Origin of the sequence: Frigoribacterium sp. VKM Ac-2530, assembly GCF_015350835.1 — a bacterium.
Classification (GTDB): Bacteria; Actinomycetota; Actinomycetes; order Actinomycetales; family Microbacteriaceae; genus Frigoribacterium.
This window is the reverse complement of sequence record NZ_JADKSE010000002.1, coordinates 758379-780135: the sequence shown is the minus strand read 5'-3', so window position 1 is coordinate 780135 and position 21757 is coordinate 758379. Positions and strand designations below refer to the sequence as shown.

General features: G+C 67.2%; 17 protein-coding genes. 10 read left to right on the top strand and 7 right to left on the bottom strand.

Features of this window, described 5'->3' with window-relative positions; translation table 11 throughout:
• Positions 1–2 precede the first annotated feature (2 nt).
• From ITJ48_RS12560 to guaA, 4 genes are all read left to right on the top strand, one after another.
• Entirely contained in the window at positions 3–1511 is a 1509-nt protein-coding gene (locus ITJ48_RS12560; RefSeq protein WP_194613925.1) for a cation:proton antiporter, read from the top strand.
• 139 nt (positions 1512–1650) lie between these two features.
• On the top strand, positions 1651–2466 hold the full coding sequence (locus ITJ48_RS12555; protein WP_194613924.1) for an SURF1 family cytochrome oxidase biogenesis protein: 816 nt from the start codon (positions 1651–1653) through the stop codon (positions 2464–2466).
• 99 nt (positions 2467–2565) lie between these two features.
• On the top strand, positions 2566–3009 hold the full coding sequence (locus tag ITJ48_RS12550) for a DUF3817 domain-containing protein (RefSeq protein ID WP_123547737.1): 444 nt from the start codon (positions 2566–2568) through the stop codon (positions 3007–3009).
• The gene (gene guaA / locus ITJ48_RS12545) at positions 3006–4592 is read left to right on the top strand and encodes a glutamine-hydrolyzing GMP synthase (RefSeq protein WP_123547738.1); all 1587 of its coding nucleotides are present in this window, start codon (positions 3006–3008) and stop codon (positions 4590–4592) included. Before ITJ48_RS12550 ends, guaA begins: the two co-directional genes overlap by 4 nt.
• A gap of 420 nt (positions 4593–5012) precedes the next feature.
• On the opposite strand, the gene ITJ48_RS12540 is transcribed toward guaA, so the two are convergent.
• Positions 5013–5858: a Bax inhibitor-1/YccA family protein gene (locus ITJ48_RS12540; RefSeq protein ID WP_194613923.1), complete on the bottom strand. Its 846-nt coding sequence runs from the start codon at positions 5856–5858 to the stop codon at positions 5013–5015.
• 243 nt (positions 5859–6101) lie between these two features.
• On the opposite strand from ITJ48_RS12540, the gene ITJ48_RS12535 reads away from it, so the two are divergent.
• From ITJ48_RS12535 to ITJ48_RS12525, 3 genes are all read left to right on the top strand, one after another.
• The gene (locus ITJ48_RS12535) at positions 6102–7088 is read left to right on the top strand and encodes a glycerophosphodiester phosphodiesterase family protein (RefSeq protein WP_194613922.1); all 987 of its coding nucleotides are present in this window, start codon (positions 6102–6104) and stop codon (positions 7086–7088) included.
• 91 nt (positions 7089–7179) lie between these two features.
• Positions 7180–9606: an ATP-dependent helicase gene (locus ITJ48_RS12530; RefSeq protein WP_194613921.1), complete on the top strand. Its 2427-nt coding sequence runs from the start codon at positions 7180–7182 to the stop codon at positions 9604–9606.
• Between the two features lie 349 nt (positions 9607–9955).
• A complete protein-coding gene (locus tag ITJ48_RS12525) occupies positions 9956–10189 on the top strand; it encodes a recombinase family protein (protein WP_194614467.1) in 234 nt (77 codons plus the stop codon).
• A 141-nt stretch (positions 10190–10330) separates the two neighbouring features.
• Here ITJ48_RS12525 and ITJ48_RS12520 read toward each other — a convergent pair whose 3' ends face one another.
• Both ITJ48_RS12520 and ITJ48_RS12515 read right to left on the bottom strand, forming a co-directional pair.
• Complete coding sequence (locus tag ITJ48_RS12520; protein WP_194613920.1) at positions 10331–12952, bottom strand: TrlF family AAA-like ATPase; 2622 nt, start codon at positions 12950–12952, stop codon at positions 10331–10333.
• A 223-nt stretch (positions 12953–13175) separates the two neighbouring features.
• Entirely contained in the window at positions 13176–14588 is a 1413-nt protein-coding gene (locus ITJ48_RS12515) for a HEPN domain-containing protein (protein ID WP_194613919.1), read from the bottom strand.
• 152 nt (positions 14589–14740) lie between these two features.
• Here ITJ48_RS12515 and ITJ48_RS12510 point away from each other — a divergent pair, with 152 nt between their 5' ends.
• Positions 14741–15004, top strand: a complete 264-nt coding sequence (locus ITJ48_RS12510) for a hypothetical protein (protein WP_194613918.1) — start codon at positions 14741–14743, stop codon at positions 15002–15004.
• Positions 15005–15802: 798 nt separating this feature from the next.
• Here ITJ48_RS12510 and ITJ48_RS12505 read toward each other — a convergent pair.
• The 4 genes from ITJ48_RS12505 to ITJ48_RS12490 form a co-directional block, all read right to left on the bottom strand.
• Positions 15803–16321, bottom strand: a complete 519-nt coding sequence (locus ITJ48_RS12505; RefSeq protein ID WP_194613917.1) for a hypothetical protein — start codon at positions 16319–16321, stop codon at positions 15803–15805.
• A gap of 379 nt (positions 16322–16700) precedes the next feature.
• Entirely contained in the window at positions 16701–16934 is a 234-nt protein-coding gene (locus ITJ48_RS12500; RefSeq protein WP_133738265.1) for a hypothetical protein, read from the bottom strand.
• Between the two features lie 40 nt (positions 16935–16974).
• Entirely contained in the window at positions 16975–17385 is a 411-nt protein-coding gene (locus ITJ48_RS12495) for an ester cyclase (RefSeq protein ID WP_194613916.1), read from the bottom strand.
• Positions 17386–17489: 104 nt separating this feature from the next.
• Positions 17490–19214, bottom strand: a complete 1725-nt coding sequence (locus ITJ48_RS12490) for a RecQ family ATP-dependent DNA helicase (RefSeq protein WP_194613915.1) — start codon at positions 19212–19214, stop codon at positions 17490–17492.
• Positions 19215–19530: 316 nt separating this feature from the next.
• Here ITJ48_RS12490 and sucC point away from each other — a divergent pair, with 316 nt between their 5' ends.
• Together sucC and sucD are read left to right on the top strand one after the other, a co-directional pair.
• Positions 19531–20694, top strand: a complete 1164-nt coding sequence (gene sucC, locus ITJ48_RS12485) for an ADP-forming succinate--CoA ligase subunit beta (protein ID WP_194613914.1) — start codon at positions 19531–19533, stop codon at positions 20692–20694.
• A 17-nt stretch (positions 20695–20711) separates the two neighbouring features.
• Entirely contained in the window at positions 20712–21599 is an 888-nt protein-coding gene (sucD, locus tag ITJ48_RS12480) for a succinate--CoA ligase subunit alpha (protein WP_123547757.1), read from the top strand.
• The last annotated feature ends 158 nt before the right edge of the window (positions 21600–21757 follow it).

Genomic DNA, 21757 nt, shown 5'->3' with positions numbered 1-21757 from the left:
CGGTGCACCTGGGTGAAGAGCTGGTCGTCCTCGGCGTCCTGCTGCTGATCGCCTACGGGCTGGGCAGGGCAGGCAAGCTGATCGGCCTGCCGTCCATCCCGATCTACATGATCGTCGGCCTGCTGGCCAGCACGAACACCGGCTGGTTCCCGATCAGCTTCGACTCGCACAACATCCAGCTGATCGCGATCTTCGGGCTCATCCTGCTGTTGTTCAACCTCGGCCTCGAGTTCGACCAGGACGAGTTCTTCTCGAACGCAGGCCGCCTCATCGTGTCGGGCGGCAGCTACATCGCCGTCAACATGGGCGTCGGGCTCGTCTTCGGCTTCATGATCGGCTGGGGCACACGGGAGGCGCTGATCATCGCCGGCATGACGGCGACGTCGTCGAGCGCCATCGTCACCAAGCTGCTCATCGAGCTGAACCGCCTGGCGAACCGCGAGACGCCGATGATCCTGGGCGTCACCGTCGTCGAGGACATCTTCATCGCCATCTACCTGGCCATCGTGTCGGTGGTGCTCAGCGGAGAGACCGACCCGCTGCCGGTCGTGCTGAAGCTGGTGGTCGCCTTCGCGTTCCTGGTCGCGATGTTCGCCGTCGCGAGATGGGGCGGCGCCGTCGTGTCGAAGTTGATGCGGACGCGCGACGACGAGCTCTTCACGGTGCTGTTCTTCGGCCTCGCCGTGCTGTTCGCGGGCCTCGGCGAGATCCTCGGCGTGACCGACGCGATCGGCGCGTTCCTCATCGGCCTGATCATCGGCGCGACGCGGTACCGCAACAGGGTCGAGCAGTTCGCCCTGCCGATGCGCGACGTCTTCGGCGCCTTCTTCTTCCTCAACTTCGGCCTCGGCCTCAACCCGTCGCTGTTCCCGAGCGTGCTCGGGCCCGTCGCGATCGCCGTCGGGATCACGATCACGCTGAACGTGATCGCGGGCCAGTTCGTGGCCTGGCTCAACAAGCTCGGGCCGCAAGCAGGCATCAACACGGCGGTGATCCTGCAGAACAGGGGCGAGTTCGCGCTGATCCTCGCGACGCTCTCGGCCGGAGCAGGGCTCGACGAGCGGCTGCAGCCGTTCGCGGGGCTCTACGTCCTCATCATGGCGGTGCTCGGCCCTGTGCTCGCCTCCAACTCCGAGCGCATCGGCGGGGTCGTGCTGCGCACCCGTCGACGGGCGGAGCGCGAGGCGGCCGAGGCGCGCCGCCTCGAGCGCGACGCGCGCCACTCCGAGGAGATCGCCCTGATGGAGGCGGCGCTCGCCGGGGACGAGCCGGGCACGTCCCGCAGGGGCGACGGCAGCGGCAGCAGTGCCGAGGCGGACGCCGACGACGAGGAGGCGCTGCTCGGCACGCGCGAGCGCGCCGCCGCCGAGGCGGCTGCGGAGGCCGACGCCGACGACGCAGACGACGACGACCTCGACGAGCAGGACAGGGTGCGCGCCGCGATCCTCGCCGACCAGGCCGGCCAGCAGTCCGACCAGCGGGCCACGCGTCAGCGCGATCCCGAGTACTGAGTCCGAGCACCGGCCCGAGTGTCGATCCCGACTACTGGCCCCGGGCGCTGACCCGCGTGCTGACCAGGTCCCCGATGCAGGTCGCGCGCACGGTCGGCACCCAGCAGGCTCCCGCGGGGGCGCAGGTACCATCGGGCTCGTGACCCGCACCGAGAACCCTCCCGTCTCGCGCGACGTCGACGTGCCCGCCTCCATGTGGGAGGTCGCCCGGCGCCCCCGCTGGATCGCGATGCTCGCCCTCTGCCTCGTCATCTCGGGCATCTTCGCCTGGCTCGGCCACTGGCAGATCGAGCGCAGCGTCGAGAGCGGGCAAGAGGTCAATCCCGGGACGGAGACGGTCAAGGTGCTCAGCGACGTCGTCGACCCGCAGTCGCCGTTCTACGACCGCGTCGGCGGGCAGATGGTCACGCTCACCGGGCAGTTCGCGCCCGACGACTACCGCGTCGTCGTCGACCGCTACAACGGCGGCGACCCCGGCTCGTGGCTGATCGGTCGTCTCGTCGACGACGTCGACGGGTCGTCGGTCGTCGTGGCCCTCGGCTGGAGCAGCGACGAGGGCGGCGCCGAGGCCGCCGAACGCGCCGTGCCCACGGGAACGGTGACGGTGACCGGCCGGTACATGCCGAGCGACCAGCCTTCCGACGGCGACTTCAAGGGCGGCCGCGAGAACGTCGTGTCGGTGCCCATGCTCGTCAACGAGTGGACCGACCTCGACGGCGACGTCTACTCCGGCTACGTCGTCTCGGCCGACCCGGTCGAGGGCCTCGCCGCCATCGACTCCGTCGCGCCCGAGAGCGACCGCTCGCTCAACTGGCTGAACGTCTTCTACGCGATCGAGTGGGTCGTGTTCGCCGGCTTCGCGATCTTCCTGTGGTTCCGGCTGGTCCGTGACCGGTTCGAGCGCGAGGTCGACGAGGCCGAGGAGGCGCGGCTCGAGGCCGGGACCGCCTCCTGACCTGCTCCTCCTGCGCTCGCCGACCCGCGCCTCCTGCGCTGGCTCGACGACGACCGACCCCGCCCTGGCGCCGCCGCCTCCGCGGGTAGGATCGAGGCCATGCCCCTGAAGCCCCGGCAACGCGACATCCCGAAGATCCCGGGTGCCGTCAAGTTCTACAAGATCTCCGCCTACGTCACCGGCGTGATGCTGCTGCTGCTCGTCTTCGAGATGGCCTTCAAGTACACGCCCCTGCAGCTCGAGATGCAGCTCGGCGGCGAGGGCGGGTTCCTCGTGCCCGTCGACTCGATCACCACCGGCTTCAACCTGTCGACCGCGATCCTGATCGCGCACGGCTGGCTCTACGTCGTCTACCTCTTCGCCGACTTCCGCCTCTGGAGCCTGATGCGCTGGCCGTTCTCGCGGTTCATCATCATCGCGCTCGGCGGCGTCGTGCCGTTCCTCTCGTTCTTCGTCGAGAGCCACATGACCAAGCTGGCGATGCGTGAGCACGCAGCGCTGGTCGCCGAGCCCACCCCCAGCACCCAGGGAGCCCCCGCGTGACAGAAGCCACCGAGACGGCCCAGAGCCCCGTCCTCGTCGTCGATTTCGGCGCGCAGTACGCGCAGCTGATCGCGCGTCGCGTGCGTGAGGCGAACGTCTACTCCGAGATCGTGCCGCACACGATCACCGCAGCCGAGATCGCGGCGAAGAACCCCGTCGGCATCGTGCTCAGCGGCGGCCCGTCGAGCGTCTACGAAGAGGGTGCGCCGGGCCTCGACCCCGCGATCCTCGAGCTCGACGTGCCCGTGCTGGGCATCTGCTACGGCTTCCAGGCGATGGCCAAGGCCCTCGGCGGCGAGGTCTCGCGCACCGGTCAGCGCGAGTACGGCGCGACCGACGTCACCCTCGCCGAGGGCGACAGCACCCTGCTCTCGGGGCAGCCGACCTCGCAGACGACGTGGATGAGCCACGGCGACTCGGTCTCGAAGGCGCCCGAGGGCTTCGACGTGCTCGCGTCGAGCGCTGCGACCCCCGTCGCCGCCTTCTCGAGCGACGCCCGCAAGCTCTACGGCGTGCAGTGGCACCCCGAGGTGAAGCACTCGTCGTTCGGCCAGGCCGTGCTCGAGAACTTCCTGCACCGCGCCGCCGGCATCCCCGCCGACTGGAACAGCGGCAACGTCATCGCCGAGCAGGTCGCCCGCATCCGCGAGCAGGTCGGCTCGTCGCGCGTGATCTGTGGTCTCTCCGGAGGCGTCGACTCGGCCGTCGCGGCCGCCATCGTCCACGAGGCGGTCGGCGACCAACTCGTCTGCGTCTTCGTCGACCACGGCCTGCTGCGTGCCGACGAGCGTCGCCAGGTCGAGGAGGACTACGTCGCCTCGACGGGCGTCCGCCTCGTCACGGTCGACGCCGAGCAGCAGTTCCTCGACGCGCTCGCGGGCGTCACCGACCCCGAGCAGAAGCGCAAGATCATCGGGCGCGAGTTCATCCGCAGCTTCGAGGGCGCTGCCGAGGCGCTCGTGCTCGAGGCCGCGGCCGAGGGCGAGTCCGACGTCAAGTTCCTCGTGCAGGGAACGCTCTACCCCGACGTCGTCGAGAGCGGCGGCGGCACGGGCACCGCGAACATCAAGAGCCACCACAACGTGGGCGGCCTGCCGGAGGACCTGCAGTTCGAGCTCGTCGAGCCGCTCCGCACCCTCTTCAAGGACGAGGTCAGGGCCATCGGTCGCGAGCTCGGCCTGCCCGAGGTCATCGTGGGCCGCCAGCCGTTCCCCGGGCCCGGCCTGGGCATCCGCATCATCGGCGAGGTGACCCACGAGCGGCTCGAGCTGCTGCGTCACGCCGACGCCATCGCCCGTGCCGAGCTGACCGCGGCCGGCCTCGACGGCGACATCTGGCAGTGCCCCGTGGTGCTGCTCGCCGACGTCCGCTCGGTGGGCGTGCAGGGCGACGGTCGCACCTACGGCCACCCGATCGTGCTGCGCCCGGTCTCGTCGGAGGACGCCATGACGGCGGACTGGACGCGCCTGCCCTACGACGTGCTCGCCAAGATCTCGAACCGCATCACGAACGAGGTCGACGGCGTCAACCGCGTCGTGCTCGACGTCACGTCGAAGCCGCCGGGCACCATCGAGTGGGAATGAGGCGCAGCCTCATTCCGGAGGCGCTCTGCGCCGCCGGTGCCCACTAGTAGGTGCTGAGCATCGCGTTCCGCAGACGCCTCTGCGAAGCGTGCTGACGGGTGGGTCTCCATGCGGAGCATCGAACCCGCTCGTTCCGGGGGAGCCTGCGACCCCGGTGCCCACCAGTAGGTGCTGAGCATCGCGTTCTGCAGACGCCTCTGCGAAGCGTGCTGAGGCGGGTGGAGCCAACGTGTGGCACCGACCCCGCGTCGCAGGCGAAAAGGGACGTCGTACCGGTGGGCCCACCGGTACGACGTCCCTTTTCGTCTACCTAGGGACGGGTCCGCGGGGCCAAGGGCGCCCGCATGGGGCGCCGGGCACACAGAGAAGCGGGGCCCGTCCCTCTCGGAACGAGCCCCGCCTCCTGGTGTCTCCGGCTTGCTAGTCGTTGCCTCGCAGGATGGCGAGGAGACGCAGGATCTCGACGTACAGCCACACGACGGTCATGACCAGGCCGAAGGCGGCCGACCAGCCGTAGATGCGCGGGGCGCCGCGCTCGACGCCCGTCTTGATGTTCGTGAAGTCGAGCACCAGCGAGTAGGCGGCCATGAGGATCACGAGGATGCCGAGGACGAACCCGATCGGGATGCTCGTGCCCGGGATGTCGGTGCCGCGGAGGCCCCAGGGGTTCGAGTTGGCGCCGAAGGCCATGAGGCCCAGGTTGAGCAGCGAGAAGACGGCGTAGCCGATCATGCCGATCATGAAGATCTTCGTGGCCTTGGCCGACGCGCGGATCTTGCCGCTGCGGAACAGCAGCAGGGTGACGACGAACACCGAAGCGGTGGCGAGCAGCGCCTGCGTGACGATCCCGTCGAGCCGAGCCTCGAAGATCGACGAGATGCCGCCGACGAAGAGGCCCTGGGCTGCCGAGTACGCGAGCACCAGACCGGCGGAAGGGCGCTTCTTGAAGATGTTGACGAGGGCGAGCACGAAGCCCGCGATCGCACCGACGATGGCGAGGGCCGGGATGAACCAGCCGACGGCCGCACCGAGGGCGACGACGGCGAAGGCGATGACCGTCTTCGTGATCGTGTCCTCGTAGGTCATGCGGTCGGTCTCGACGGGGCCGGCGGCGGGCTGCGTGTAGAGATCCTGCAGCTGCTCGGCGGTCATGCCGTTGTACTCGACGGGGCGCTGTCCCGCAGCGGCGCGCTCCTGTCGGATGACGGCGGCGCCCTTCTCCGAGAAGGCCGGCGACTGACTGAAGCCGGGATTCGAGAATGCCAAGGGAGTTCCTCTTCTGGTCGTGAGACGTGGTCGCGACGCGAGGTGCTGTGTGCTGCGTCGCCGTACAGAAGAGGCTAACGGGTGTCGGCCAGGGGAGGGCTGGGGATTTGCCTGATGAGGCCCGTATTCGCGGCAGGCGAAAGTGCACCGGCTGCAGGGTTGCACCGTCTCGGGGCCGGGGTGCAGCTGCCTGCCGACGCCGCGCCTCCTCGTCCGTCGCCCGCCGCCGGTACCGTGGCTGCCATGTCGCCTCGCCCCCTCGTCATCGCCCACCGCGGAGCCAGCGGGCACCGGCCCGAGCACGGGGAGGCGGCCTACCGCCTGGCCGTCGAGCTGGGGGCCGACGCGATCGAGCCCGACATCGTGCCGACCCGCGACGGCGTGCTCGTGCTGCGGCACGAGAACGAGATCTCGGGCACCACCGACGTCTCCGAGCGGCCGGAGTTCGCCGACCGGCGCACCACCAAGCAGATCGAGGACAAGGAGGTGGCGGGCTGGTTCACCGAGGACTTCACCTGGGCCGAGCTCGCGACCCTGACCGTGCGTGAGCGCCTGCCGCACCTGCGTCCGCTCAGTGCCGCCCACGACGGGGAGGGCGGCATCCAGCGGCTGAGCGACCTGCTGCGGCTGCTCGACGACGCCCCGCGCGAGGTGGGCCTCGTCGCCGAGGTCAAGCACGCCCAGCACTTCGAGGCGCTCGGGCTGCCCCTCGACGAGCTCGTCGCCGCCGAGCTGGCCGAGCACGGCTGGGCGGACGACTCGCGCCTCACCGTCGAGAGCTTCGAGCAGACCGTGCTGTGGCAGCTGCGCGAGAGGGGAGTCGGCGGCAGCCTCGTCTGGCTCGTCGAGAAGGCGGGCTCAGCGGCCGACCAGGTGGCCCGGCTCGGCTCGGCGGCGCCGACCTACGCCGACCAGCTCGACGAGACGTCGCTGACGGCCCTGGTCGAGGCGGGCCTGCACGGGGTCTCGTTCGACAAGGCGATGCTGCTGCGCCCCTCCGGCGAGACCCGGCCCGAGCTGGTCGACCGGGCGCACGCGGTCGGTCTCGACGTGTTCGCCTGGACCCTGCGGATCGAGAACGCGTTCCTCGCGAAGGGCAACCGCCAGGCCGGCGGCAAGGAGGCGGAGGGCGACTGGGAGTCGGAGTTCGCCGACCTGATGGCGCTGGGCCTCGACGGGGTCTTCGCCGACCACCCCGAGCGCGCGGTCGCGGTGCGCGCGGGGCTCTGACCCTGCGCGGTGTCGCAGGGCTGACGCTCGGCTGGCGCGCCTCCTCCGTCCCGGCTCGGATGTCGGGGGCCCGGCTTAGACTGGCCGCGCCATGACGATCGTGCTCGAGCCCTCTGACGCTTCCGGTTCTGCCGGTGATCCCCTGACCGCGGGGCTGAACCCGCAGCAGAGAGAGGCGGTCGAGTACCGCGGGCAGTCGCTGCTGATCGTCGCCGGTGCCGGCTCGGGCAAGACGAGCGTGCTGACCCGCCGCATCGCCGGGCTGATCGCCACCCGCGAGGCCTGGCCGAGCCAGATCCTCGCCATCACCTTCACGAACAAGGCCGCGGCCGAGATGCGCGAGCGCGTGCAGCAGCTCGTCGGCCAGGCGGCCGAGGGCATGTGGATCTCGACGTTCCACTCGGCGTGCGTGCGCATCCTGCGTCGTGAGGCCGAGCAGTTCGGCTTCACGAAGAGCTTCACGATCTACGACTCGGCCGACTCGAAGGCGCTGCTCAAGCGCATCCTCAAGCAGCTCGACGCCGACTCGCTCGGCTTCACCGTCAGCCAGGCGGCCGGCAAGATCTCGAAGCTCAAGAACGAGCTCAGCGACGTCGAGACGTACGCGCGGCAGATCAACGCCGGCGACCCGCAAGACGTGATGTTCCTCGAGATCTTCCGGCAGTACACGCGGTCGCTGCAGCAGGCGAACGCGTTCGACTTCGACGACCTGATCTCGCAGACCGTGTTCCTGTTCCGGGCGTTCCCGCACGTGGCGGCGACGTACCAGCGGCGGTTCCGCCACCTGCTCGTCGACGAGTACCAAGACACGAACCACGCCCAGTACGCGCTGATCCGCGAGCTGACGCGTCCGGTCGACCCCGAGCACGTCGACGCCCTCGAGCGCGGCGGGCAGTTCGTGCAGTCGATGCGCGACGGCAGCGGCCGCATCCCCGGGGCGTCGCTCACGGTGGTCGGCGACAGCGACCAGTCGATCTACGCGTTCCGCGGGGCCGACATCCGCAACATCGTCGAGTTCGAGCGCGACTTCCCCAACTCGAAGGTGGTGCTGCTCGAGCAGAACTACCGCTCGACCCAGAACATCCTCGACGCGGCCAACGCCGTCATCGCGAACAACTTCGACCGGCAGGCCAAGAACCTGTTCACGACGGTCGGCGAGGGCGCCAAGATCGTCGGGTTCACGGGCTACACCGGGCACGACGAGGCACAGTTCGTCGCCGACGAGATCGCGAAGCTGCACGAGCAGGGCACGGCCTACAAAGACGTCGCCGTCTTCTACCGCACCAACTCGCAGACCCGTGCGCTCGAGGAGATCTTCATCCGCTCGGCGATCCCCTACCGGGTGCTCGGCGGCACGAAGTTCTACGAGCGTGCCGAGATCAAGGACGCGATGGCGTACCTGATCACGGTCGCGAACCCCTCCGACCCGATGGCGCTCCGCCGCATCATGAACGTGCCGAAGCGCGGCATCGGCCCGGCGACCGAGACGGCGATGCAGCGCTGGGCCGACGAGCGCGAGGCGCCCCTGCGCGACGCGATGCGCAACGCCCGCGAGCTCGGCCTCGGCCCCAAGGTGACGGGGGCGATCACCGGTCTCGCGACGCTGCTCGACGAGGTGCAGGCGACGGCCGACACGGCGCCGGTGCACGAGATCCTCACCCGGCTGATCGAGGGCAGCGGCCTGGTGGAGGCGCTGAGGGCGTCGAGAGACCCGCAAGACGAGGCGCGTGCCGAGAACATCGACGAGCTCGTCGCGGTCACGAAGGAGTTCCAGCGGAACAACCCCGACGGCACCCTGCTCGACTTCCTCACCGAGGTGACCCTGGTCGCCGCGGCCGACGACCTCGACGACTCGAGCGGCACGGTCTCGCTGATGACGCTGCACACGGCGAAGGGCCTCGAGTACGAGGCGGTGTTCCTCACCGGCGTCGAAGAAGACCTGCTGCCGCACCGCATGTCGGCGAGCGAGCCCGGCGGCCCTGCTGAGGAGCGCCGGCTGTTCTACGTCGGCATCACCCGTGCCCGCAAACAACTCTTCCTGTCGCTGGCGATGACCCGCGCCCAGTTCGGCGAGGTGAACGTGGCGATGCCGTCGCGCTACCTGCAAGAGATCCCCGTCGACCTGATCGACTGGAAGCAGTCGCCGGGAATGGCGAACAGCCGAGGAGGCACCCAGCCGCGGGCGCTCAACGCGCGTCGCGAGGGCGGCCCTGACACGAACCGCGGAGCGACGCCGCGCGCGTCGGGCGGCTACGGCAGCGGCAGCTACGACCGCGCCACGGCGGCGGCGAAGACGAAGCCGAAGACCGAGTGGGCCAACCGCGTCACCGGCACCGTGCGCGACAACGGCGACCTCGTGCTCGAGACGGGCGACCGCATCTCGCACGTCGACTTCGGCGAGGGCCGCGTCATGGCCGTCACCGGCGAGGGCGCCCGTCGCATCGCCGAGGTGCTCTTCGACACCGCCGGCCGCAAGAAGCTGCTGATCAAGGTCGCGCCGATCGAGAAGGTGAGTTAGGGGTGGTTGTGCGGGGTCCAATTCCTCCAGGTCGGCCGACAGGCATGATTTGGACGCCTACCGGCGTGCCTTTGGTCGTCTCTCCCTCTAATCGCGACTTGGACTTTGTCCAAGACGTGGAGCCGCTTCACGCGTGCGAGCCTTCAAGCCCCGGTGTGAAGGTCAAGGTTTGAACTTGCAGTGATTCCTCTTGGGTCGCCGTGACGTCGTCAGGTGACGTGACGTTGACTGGTCGTTCATCGTGTAACTCTGCGCGACCGCGATTGGCCGGCTGAGGTCAAGTGGCGCCTGACCCGCGAATTCGCGTATGCCTGTCCCGCAAAATTGCCCGGTGACGGGGGTCTAAACGCTGCAGCCGTTCGGGCTCATCGGATACGCCCTCGAGTCGACCTCGAGAGAGGAACTCGCAGCACAACGTGACGGTCTCGCAGCGCGCGGTGTTGACGATCAACACGTGCATATTGATCATGGCTTCTCGGGCACGACTCGAGCGCGGCCGGGCCTCCGAGAAGCGCTTGCGGCATGTCGTGGCGGCGACGTCCTCGTCGTCACCAAGCTCGACCGTCTCGCTCGCTCGCTTTGAGATGCGACCGACATCGCCGACAAGCTCCGCGGCCGCTGTTCATTGAGCTGCGCCAGAGGCGATGCGCAACGTCCTTGGGCCTCATGGCTGAGTTCGATCACATGGTGTGGCAGGGACGATACTCACTCAATATCGTGCAAGTCAGAACCCGTAAAGGTGTCGGCGAGCCCGGAACGCCTCTTCGCCCCCCTCCAAAAGACGTTCGGCGAACTGGCGAATTGCCGGCTCATCAAGGGAACCCACGCCGCCGACAGGGTTGCTGCCATGGTGACCGTCACTCTCGAGGACGACAACAAGCTCTGCATCGCCGAGTACAGGTACGTTCGCATTGTGGGTGCTGACTAGGACCTGTCGGACTCCTTTCAGCTCCCGCAGATGCTGGACGATGCCGTGGTACACGAAGCGGTTATCAAGGTCGTCTTCAGGCTGGTCGATGATTAGCGGAGACGTGGATACGCTCAGCAGCAGTAGAAGCAGAGCCGTTGCGCGCTGACCCTTGGACAGGTCGTCGAGCTTGCGGTATTCGACACCGTCCGGGGCGACATTCAGGTGCACGTCGACAGCGAGGCCAACTGTATGTTCTTCTATCTCTCGGAACAGGGCCTCGCCGTGAGAGAGCAGATTCGTAGCTTGGGCACCTGAGATGCCGTATTTGCCAAGCTCGTGCGGCTGCGATCGGGCAGCTTTTACAAAGCTCGCTACCGAGAAGTTCTCCGAATCGATGGCGCTCATTATTTGCGTTCGAGGTGTCTTAAAGAACCGATCGACAACGGCCTTAAGGGAGGTTCGGTCGGGATTCGGCGTCGGCCGAACATTCACCTTCTTCTTGGTCACGTCGTTCGCCGCGGAGATGGCCTGGTGTAGGTCAGAGGCAATTTGTCCGTCAAGGATGGCTAGCTCGCCGAGAAGGCCGGCCCGGTCAGATATCAGGGCTTTTTGCCGCACGTCGAGAGCTGCCCGCTCATCCGTCCTAAGCGTCAGGGCTTTTAGGGCCGCCGCTGTCTTCAAATACGTGTCCGGTTCATAGCCTTGCTCGGCTAGCGATCGCATCGTCGATGCATGAGCTTCGAGATCGGGCTCGACTTTCTCAGTCCACCGCTTGCGTGATTCTTGAAGCTCGCGACGAGCCGCTTCCAGGGCGTTGTCTATTGCCGTAACACTGGCCTGAACGACGTCAGCGACGCTGCGGATTGAGGCCACTGCAGCGATGAGGTCCACCCGACGAGCGCTGTCGGTTGAATCAGGAAGAGGAGTCGTCAGCTCAGTGATAGCAGCTGTTGCGTCGAACGCTTCGACGCGGGCACGTGTCGCTTCCACTCGTCGGTCGGTTTCGTCGAAGATTGCCCGTTCATCGTTGATGAGCTTGTGAACTTCGAGTTTTTGCCCCAGGTCGGTTGCATCGAATTTTTGCGACTGCTCTGTTAGACGAGGGATCTCGGCCAAATCTATTTCTAGGGCCTCCTGCAGGCGTTCGACGCCGGCGAGGTCGGTTCGATTTTTCTTGAGTTTGGCAACTAACCCGGGCCGCTTGCCCTCGGACGAGAAGTCGCCGCCTAGGCGGCGAATGAGGTCGGCCAGGAGGGTTTTGTCATGGGCGAGCTCGGCGAGTTCGTGCTGCCCAAACGCTTCCAATTCGCCGATCACGTCTGAGGGTCGCTGCTGGGTCCTGGTGCCGCTGGAATCCAGGACGAGTGCCGGATCGCCCACAGTCCTTTGCACCACGTATCGCGCAGGTGTCGGTTCGAGTTGTTCGATCTCCAAACGCACAATGGCACCTGGGCCAAGAACCTTCGTGACGACCCCGTCATGGTCTCGCAGGGCGTCTTTTCCGATGGGCGCCTGTTCTAGGGCGAACCGCACACTCTCGATCACTGTCGATTTTCCAGTTCCACGGCCCCCGATGAGTGCAGTCAACTCGGGGCCGATCGGGACGGTCATACCGTCAAGGAACCCCCCTGTCCAGCTGATCGATCGCAAGCGTGTTCCGCGAAGTGGAGTGGGGAGTGTACGTCGGACACGGGTCTGAGGGGTCCGCAACGCATGATGAAGGCCTCGCAGAGAAGGGGCGGACATCTTGAACCAGGTCGATGCCCCCTCGGTAGCTAAAGCGTTGGGATGCGAGACATCATCCGCATGGATAGCTACGAGGGGATGCTGTCGCTCATAGGGCTTTCGGTTGGCGAGGATCGACTCCTGATCGGCCATGGCCTCTTGTGATGGCGTGATTCCAAGCGCCAGGATGTTTTCGTCCTTGACTATGTTTTGCAGGGGTTTCCCGGACTCGCGGCTCAGCAGCCCCGATGTAGCCACGTTGACGTGGGCAGGAATGACTAGAGCGCCGCGGCGGGTCATCTCGCCCGCGACTTCGGAGAAGGATTTGCTGCCCGGACCGTGTGGGTCATCCTCTGGGGCACCGCACCATCCGATGGCCGCGGCAATTGTGTCTAACTCGGTACCTGCCTCAAAGATGATCAGCAGGTGGAAGCCTTCTTTGCAATTTGCTTCAAAGCCTGGCAAGACGACGACACCTCTTGATGCGGCTGCCTCGATGAGGCCCGCAGCCGTAGAGGCCTTCCAATGGTCGGTGACTGCAAGGAAGTCAATGCCTTGCTCCGCGCATTTGTCTAGAAGGGCAGCGTTGTATGCGTCTTCTGTTGGAAAGGCATCAGATGGGGCTGGATGCCCCTGATAGCCAAATGGATTGACTTGAAGCGCGCCGCGGAACCATTTCGCCCCTGTAGCCATTGCCGTCTCGTCAGGCATGCAGTCCCCATCTGTTTGTCCTCGGATAGACGCCCGAACTCCACGAGCGCGCAAAGTCCTGGCTCCCGCAAAGTGACAAGCTGTCATGATTGTTGCATGCCGGGAGGTGAACCGGGCAACCTTGAGTGGGGTAGTTCCCCTTCCTAGCTGCCCGATGACAGGCTGTTATCGGTTACGTGTTGCATAGGTGTCGCGATAAGTGATCCTCTATCGGACGCGTTCATCAGGCGTCGGCCTGCTCGCCCGTTCCAGGTTGTTCGTCGGGCTCCAGCCGGACTCCTCGGCCCCGGAAGATGCGTCTAACTCGCGGAGTCTCCATCCGGGGTGCGCCGAGCCATTGACGAACGGCGAGGGAAAGAAGAACACGGGTGGAGTCGTCGACCCTTCCGAGCCAGTCGGCCGCGTCGCTGTCGCTGATGCCGTCAACGTGTGAGCCTTCGTGGGCAAGTTTGTTGCGCACCTCCCTCACTTTCTTGACCCACAATTCGGTGTCAATGTCCGCAGCAACCATGAGGTCCGGGCCTACGTGAGCCACGAGAGCGTGGAGCTTCATGTCGAACGTTGGCTCGTTCTTAATGCCAGTTGACACCAGTGCTGCGAAGTCCTGCTGTTCCTGAGAGGCGTCCGTCTTCTTCCGTTCCTTTTCGAGCTGACTGTGTTCCTTTTTGCGTGGGTTGAAGAAGGAATCGTCGAATCTCTTTTCGGGAAGGCCAAGGCACGCATAGAGCTTTTCGGCCGAGGCCACAGCGGCGAGTACGTGGCCTTCCATGTAGGCCTGACGGGTGTAGTGCCTGCCAGCGAGAATCTGAGGGATGGGATACAGATCGCTGATGCCCGCCCACCAGCGAGGGAGCAAGGTCGTAGGGGACAGCTCGGCAGGAGACAGCGCGAGTTGAGAGTGATGGGTGCGCTGCTGCGTGCGCTTTCGGTCCTGGTGGTAGGAGTACGGCATCTTGATCGAGCCGGGTTCAAACGACAGTGTTTGCTCTGTGTAGCTCGCGGCTCGTTGGTAGCAGTACGTAATCAATGCTCGGAGGTCAAACGCGAGGCGCTGGTGGGTTAGAAGTGTCTGCCCTTCGTCGAATGTGAAGACCACTCGTGCATCCGTACCTAGGAAGCGGCGATAGCATTCGCGGCCGTCATGCTGCCGCTCGACGTAAGCGGCATTCTCGATTGTTACTCGCACGTCTGCCCCGGTGTCGTAGACAGAGGGAATGATCGCGGGCTCGAAGGGGGGTGGGGTCTCTTGATCGAAGGGCACGACGTCTGGGTGCCTGACCCAGGCTGCGAGGTCCCAAAAAGACACGGTGGACTGCCGAAATAGCTTGTCCCCGGGTGAGGCAATGTGTGCTCCTCGTATGAGGTATGCGAATTGCTGCTCGTGAGAGAGGTGTTCCTCGCCTCTCTGCTTTTCGTTGAAGAGGAAGTTATTAGCGGGGTCCGTATGCCAAAGGGTTAGCGCCTCGCCTTTGGTCGTCTCACCGAGAATGACCTCGGCTGCATGGAAACTTTCGCCCAAGCGCACGTCGTCGACTCGTGCCGTGAGCTTGAGCCAAGGAGTCCCCTTCTTAGACGTTAGGCGGCCGGCGTAGCTGTCGGTCGGGCTCCCCGGATTCCAAAATTTCCCTTTAGCCATGAAGGCAGGCTAGAGCCGGTTGCAGGCCTGCGGGCTGAGCAGTAGGAAGACATGTCAGGGGTGGTCCCTACGCTCTGGCCGTGCGAGTTCGAGGGTCTGGCGAGACGGCAGCGAAGATTCTGCGCCGGCCGATCCCGACGCACCCGCTTGCAGTGCCTCCGATCCCTGGCACGTTCGGTGTCTGGCAGGTCCGCCGGGACCGTGCCGCCCCCCTCGGCTACGTGCTCTCTCGTCACGAGCTGGGCGGGATCGTCTATCACTGCTACGCCCACGGCCGAGACGATGCCGGCGGCCGGCCCTGGCTACGCCGAGAGGACAGCCTGAACAGCGCCGTCGCGTGGATGATCCAGCACGAGGCCGAGCTGTCGGCCCTGACGGGCCGGCTGCACCCCGAGCCGGAAGAGTGGCCGTCGTAACCGTCATAGCCGCGGGTAGCGTCGAGGTACGAGCTGGTTCGTCAGGCGCCGCCCCAAGGGCGACACGAGCGCCGAGGCCGTGGCCGTCGAGGTGAACGCCCCGACGCCGGCCGACGCGATCGACCAGGTGCGCGCCACGCTCTCTGAGTCGTGACCTCAGTCGCTCCCTACTGAGCCCGAGAGAGCCGTCAGGGGCCGCGCGTAGCTTGGCCCCGGTCAGCTTTCCCCCAAGCTGGCCGAGAGCTGCCGGGCGGTCCCTAACCCGCTAGGCAGCAGCGGCCCCCGCATTCCGGCTCCCCCCAGCCGGGCAGGGGCTTCTTCATGCCCGTCAATCCTTTACGAGTCCCCCGTCGGAGACTTCGCTTCGGACATGGCACCCAGTGCGCTCAACTGCAAATCAGATTGTCGCTTTCGATCGAAAGCGACAACCTAGGCAGCATTTCGACAAACTGATTCGCGGACGACAATGGTCTTGGGTGCCCCAGGCCTAGGAGAGTGCCCGAGAACATCTCTGAGAATGCGACCACGGTAGGAGTGTCTCTGTGGAGCATTCGATCGCCGCCCACGCTTCTTGTCACCGAGAAGCATGCCTTGGGCTCACGGCAGAAAATTTGAGGCCGTTGCCGAATGGTTTGCCGAACCGTCCGAGGAGCGCCGCCGGCGTCTCGGCCCTGGGGATTCTTTCGCGACTCGAAATGAATCACACAGCTCACTTCATCATATTGCTGCCTCAATAAAGAGGCGGTGCCGCTCACCTTCGAATGGCGAGCGGCACCTGTACTTCGTTGCGACGAGGAGTCAGTAAATTGTCCCCGTTGTAGTCGCTGCAATCCCGGTGAGGATCGTAGTGGAACCAGGTGCTTGTCGCGGGGTGCTCATAATTCGGTTGTTGATGTTATACGTACCTTTCGCTGTGTAAGCCCCGGTGAAGATCTGACGAGAAAAGCTCCCGGGCAATGGAATCGTGCCTTTGCCTCCGTAGAAGCACTTATTCGTGTAGGGCGTGTGTGCACTAGCCCAAAAAGCATCGCCAGCCTGGCAAACATTCCGCCGATTCGCGGTGGGCACCATCGGGTTCACCGTCACGCTAAGAATCTCCCCGGACCTAACGTCTTGAATGACCGCCGAGGGGGTGTCTTCAATGAGACCAAGGAGCTCTCGCTGACTTTCGAGCGCTGGAGCACCAAAGACTGAGATGCCTTCCACGTCCTGATGCGCCAGCGGCGACAGGGCTGAGGCAGATGCCGAGGTCGTTGGGGCTGCGACTGTCAACATAAGTGTCGCCGCCACGCCAATGGCCGCGTATTTGCTTCTCATCCATTTCTCCATTCCTGCGGGCAGTTCCCGCCAGGACAAACTAACAGACTGGTATGTCGGACACCAATACCTGACTACGATAAGAAATACATATAGAAATATCTATTTGTATTATTCCGGTATAAATCTTGGCCAGGCGCAATCGGACCAGCCGAGCGTGGGCCTCGCGCGAGATTGGGAACACGCCTACGCCTGAGCCAGTGCCCAATGGATGGCCGCCCGGCGCTGGTTTTCCCGCCTTTCACCGAAGGCCCGCGGCCATGCTTCCTGCGGTAGAGCCGCTGCTCGGGGATGGCACAGCAAGTGAGCGCGACTCTGTGCGCACGACGACGCCCGCCGACCGCGGTGCGGTGGGCGGGCGTCGTGGCGTTGCTGCGCGCTACTCGGTCTCGTCGAGGTCGACGTCCTGGTCGTCGAGATCGTTCTCGGCCAGCGAAGGCTCGGCCTCACGCGGCGAGCCGCCGGTGGGGCCGTCGTTGCCGTCGCCGAGGCCCGGCAGCACGGTCTCGCCGGCGACCGCGTCGTTCGTGACGATCTGCTGGCTCTCCTCGAACTGGGTCTCCTCGTCGTAGGGCTCGTCGCCCGAGGATGCGGGGGTCTGGGTGTCGCTCATGGTGCGTCCTTCCGATCGGTGCTGCGGGTGGGGGAGAGGCTCAGGCCAGGCCGAGCTGCTGCATCAGGCCGGCCTCGTCGGTGGCGCCCCAGCGCTCGACGAGCAGGCCGTCGTCGTCGAAGCGGCCGACCTGGATGCCGCGTACCGTGAAGCTCTTGCCCGTGGCCTGGTGGCCCTGGAACGGCCCGGTGTGCGTTCCCTTGATCGTGAAGACGGCGGTCACGTTCTCGTCGTCGGCGACGAGCGTCTCGACGCCCAGGTCGGCGTCGGGGAACGCCGTGAAGAAGTCGCTCCAGAACGCCTTGATCCCCTCGACGCCCGCGGGTGCGCCGGGCGCCGGGTCGTGGTCGACGACGGCGGCGTGGAAGCCCTCGCCGAGTCGGTCGATCTCGCGGGCGGTCAGGATCTCGCCGATCAGCTGCTGGGTGGCGACGTTCTTCTCTTTCGACATCTCGTTCTCCGTGTCTCTCGTGTGTGTCAGGTGGTTCCCGTCTACTCCCGCCCCGTGCCCCGGCCCCTGCGGAGCTTCACAGGGAACGAGCGCCGGGATCGTGCTCAGACGGCCGTGAGCAGGTGGTGCTCCTCGACCGCCCCCAGGGCGAGCACCTTGTAGCCCTCGCCCTCGAAGAACACCGTCATGCGGTCGCCCTCGGTGCTCATCACCGTGCCCTCGCCCCACGCAGGGTGCGAGACACGGGTGTCGGGGACGAAGAGGGGAGCGTGCTCCGGGTCGTCGACCCGCGCCTCCTCGGCGTCAGCCGGGCGGTCGGGCTCGGCCGCAGCGGCCCGGCAGTCGTCGCAGTTGCCGCAGCGCTCGGGCGCCTCCTCGCCGAAGTAGCCGAGCAGGAACCGCCGCCGGCAGCCGTGCGACTCGGCGTACGTGCGCATCATCTCGATGCGCGACTTCTCGACCCGCTCGCGTCCCTCGGCGACCTGGCGCGCCTCCTCGGCCGCCTCCTTAGAGGCGAGGTCGTTGGTGACCTCGTAGCCCTTCGTCGTCTCGGCGACCACGCCCGCCTCGAGCAGCAGGTCGACGAGCCGCGAGACCTGCCGCGGCTTGAGCCCGGTCGCCTCGGTGACCACCTTGCGCTTGATCGGCCCCGAGGAGGCGCGGATCGCCTCGTGCACCCGCCGCAACTCGGCTCGTGACGGCAGCCCCGCCGCGAAGAACGACCGCAGCGACAGGTCCTCAGCCCGGTAGTGCAGGGTCGCGTCGGCCGGCTCGCCGTCACGCCCGGCCCGACCGATCTCCTGGTAGTAGGCGTCGAGCGACTCGGGCACGTCGGCGTGCACGACGAACCGGACGTCGGGCTTGTCGATGCCCATGCCGAAGGCGCTCGTGGCCACGATCACGTCGATCTCGCCGGCGTGGAACCGCTCGTGCAGCGCCCCGCGCTCGGCCGAGCGGAGGCCTGCGTGGTACGCCTCGACGGTGCGGTCGGGGCAGCGCTCGCCGATCTCGTCGGCGTAGCGCTCGCTCTCCTTGCGGGTGGCGACGTAGACGATGCCGGGCGTCGTGAGCTCGGCGACCTGCTCGACGATCGCGCGGCGCTTCTCGGCCTCGTCTTCGTGGCGGTGCACGGCGAGCGACAGGTTCGGGCGGTCGAATCCGCGGCTGATCACGAGCGGGTCGCGCAGCCGCAGCCGCTCGATCACCTCGTCGCGCACCGGTCCGGAGCCGGTCGCCGTCAGCGCGAGCACCGGGGGTCGGCCCAGCCGCTCGACGATCTCGCCCAGGTGCAGGTAGTCGGGCCGGAAGTCGTGGCCCCACGACGACACGCAGTGCGCCTCGTCGACGACCAGCAGGGACACGCCCGCCCGCGCCAGCCGCTCGACCGTCTCGTCGCGGGCCAGCTGCTCGGGGGCTAGGAACACGTACGTGACCTCGCCGGCGTCGACGCGCCTCCAGCTCTCGTCGTTCTCGTCGTCGGTGTGGCCCGAGTTGACGTCGACGGCGGGCGGGGCGTCGGGGTGCCCGACGAGCCCCGCGACCTGGTCGGCCTGCAGCGCGATCAGCGGCGAGACGACGACGGTCGGGCCGTCGAGCAGCGCGCCCGCGACCTGGTAGATCGCGCTCTTGCCGAAGCCCGTGGGCATGATGCCGAACGTGTCGCGCCCCGCGAGCAGCGACTCGACCGCCTCGACCTGGGCGGGCTTGAGGTCGTCCCACTCGAAGAGGCGGGCGGCGACGTCGGCGATGCGGTCGCGATCGGTGTTGCGGGCAGTGCGGGTGCTGGTGCTGGTGCGGGTGCTGCGGGCGGCGGTGCGGGTGGTGGTCATGCGGCGTCCTCGTGGTGCGTCCCGGCACCGGAGCGCGCCGAGACGGTCCATACGATGCCGGGGGCCACCGACACGCGCGCCGTCCACAGCGGATCGGCAGTGACTCCTCCCCGGCCGTACCCCGGGGCCGGGACCCTACCCCTCCGCGCCTCCTCGGGCACGCACCCGGGAGGGGCCCGGAGGCCAGGCGCTAGGCTGGCCGAGGCCTGTCCGTCCCGACGTCGAGACAGACGCGAGGTGGGCGACGAGGCCGGTGCCGACTCGGTCGGCAGCCCCTCCAGAGCACTGGCGCAGCGATGCGGATTGGAAGAACAGCGTGGATCTTTTCGAGTACCAGGCCAGGGACTTGTTCGAGTCCTACGGCGTGCCCGTCCTGCCGGGAGTCGTCGCCGACACCCCGCAGGAGGCGCGAGCCGCAGCCGAGCAGATGGGCGGCGTGACCGTCGTCAAGGCCCAGGTCAAGGTCGGTGGCCGAGGCAAGGCCGGCGGCGTCAAGGTGGCGAAGACCCCGGACGACGCGGAGGCGGCGGCCGAGGCGATCCTCGGGCTCGACATCAAGGGCCACGTCGTCAAGCGCGTGATGGTCGCCGGCGGCGCGCAGATCGCGCAGGAGTTCTACTTCTCGGTGCTGCTCGACCGCGCCAACCGCTCGTACCTGTCGCTCTGCAGCGTCGAGGGCGGCATGGAGATCGAGCAGCTCGCCGTCGAGAAGCCCGAGGCCCTCGCCCGCGTCGAGGTCGACCCGCTCGCGGGCATCGACCTCGCCAAGGCAGAGGAGATCGCGCGCGCCGGCGGGTTCCCCGACGAGCTCGTCTCGAAGGTCGCCCCCGTGCTCGTCAAGCTGTACGAGGTCTACGCCGGCGAGGACGCGACGCTCGTCGAGGTCAACCCGCTCGTGCTGACCGAGCAGGGCGACGTCGTCGCCCTCGACGGCAAGGTCACGATCGACGAGAACGCCGACTTCCGCCACCCCGGCCACGCCGACCTCGAGGACGCCGACGCGGCGGACCCGCTCGAGGCCAAGGCGAAGGCCTCGGGCCTCAACTACGTGAAGCTCGACGGCGAGGTCGGCATCATCGGCAACGGCGCGGGGCTCGTCATGTCGACCCTCGACGTGGTCGCCTACGCCGGCGAGGCGCACGGCGGCGTCAAGCCCGCGAACTTCCTCGACATCGGCGGCGGGGCGAGCGCCGAGGTCATGGCCGCCGGCCTCGACGTCATCCTCGGCGACGAGCAGGTCAAGAGCGTCTTCGTGAACGTCTTCGGCGGCATCACGGCGTGCGACGCCGTGGCGAACGGCATCGTCTCGGCCCTGGGAATCCTCGGCGACGCGGCCACCAAGCCGCTCGTCGTGCGCCTCGACGGCAACGCCGTCGACGAGGGCCGACGGATCCTGGCGGAGGCGGCGCACCCGCTGGTCACCGTCGTCGCGACCATGGACGAGGCTGCCGACAAGGCCGCCGAACTGGCTTCGAAGTAAAGGGACAGAGCACAACCATGTCGATCTTCCTCAACAAGGACAGCAAGGTCATCGTCCAGGGCATCACCGGCGGCGAGGGCACCAAGCACACGGCGCTGATGCTGAAGGCGGGCACCCAGGTCGTCGGCGGCGTCAACGCCCGCAAGGCCGGCACCACCGTCACCCACGGCGACGTCACCCTGCCCGTCTTCGGCACGGTCGCCGAGGCGATCACCGAGACCGGCGCCGACGTCTCGATCGTCTTCGTGCCGCCCGCGTTCGCGAAGGACGCCGTCGTCGAGGCCGTCGAGGCGGGCATCCCGCTCGTCGTCGTCATCACCGAGGGCATCCCCGCACAGGACGCGGCGGAGTTCTGGGCGCTCGCCAAGTCGAAGGGCGGCGCCACCCGCATCATCGGCCCGAACTGCCCCGGCATCATCACGCCGGGCGAGTCGCTCGTGGGCATCACGCCGGCGAACATCACCGGCGCCGGCCCGATCGGCCTCGTCTCGAAGTCGGGAACCCTGACCTACCAGATGATGTTCGAGCTGCGCGACCTCGGCTTCTCCACCGCCATCGGCATCGGCGGCGACCCGGTCATCGGCACGACCCACATCGACGCCCTCGAGGCGTTCGAGGCCGACCCCGACACCAAGGCGATCGTGATGATCGGCGAGATCGGCGGCGACGCCGAAGAACGAGCCGCCGACTACATCAAGGCGCACGTGACGAAGCCGGTCGTCGGCTACGTCGCCGGCTTCACCGCGCCCGAGGGCAAGACCATGGGCCACGCCGGCGCCATCGTCTCCGGCTCGGCGGGCACGGCCCAGGCCAAGAAGGAGGCGCTCGAGGCCGCCGGGGTCAAGGTCGGCAAGACGCCGAGCGAGACCGCGGCCCTGCTGCGCGAGGTGTACGCGGCCCTCTGAGGTCGTCGCGCGGTGTCGTGACCGGCACCGCGCCTCCTGGGCGGGCGTGTTCGTCCGGCCCGGTCCGTCACGACGGACCGCGGTCGACGGACACGCCCGCCCTCGTGCGTCCCCGGCGGCGCGGCACGCACGGGACGTCGACCGCGCGGCACGCACGG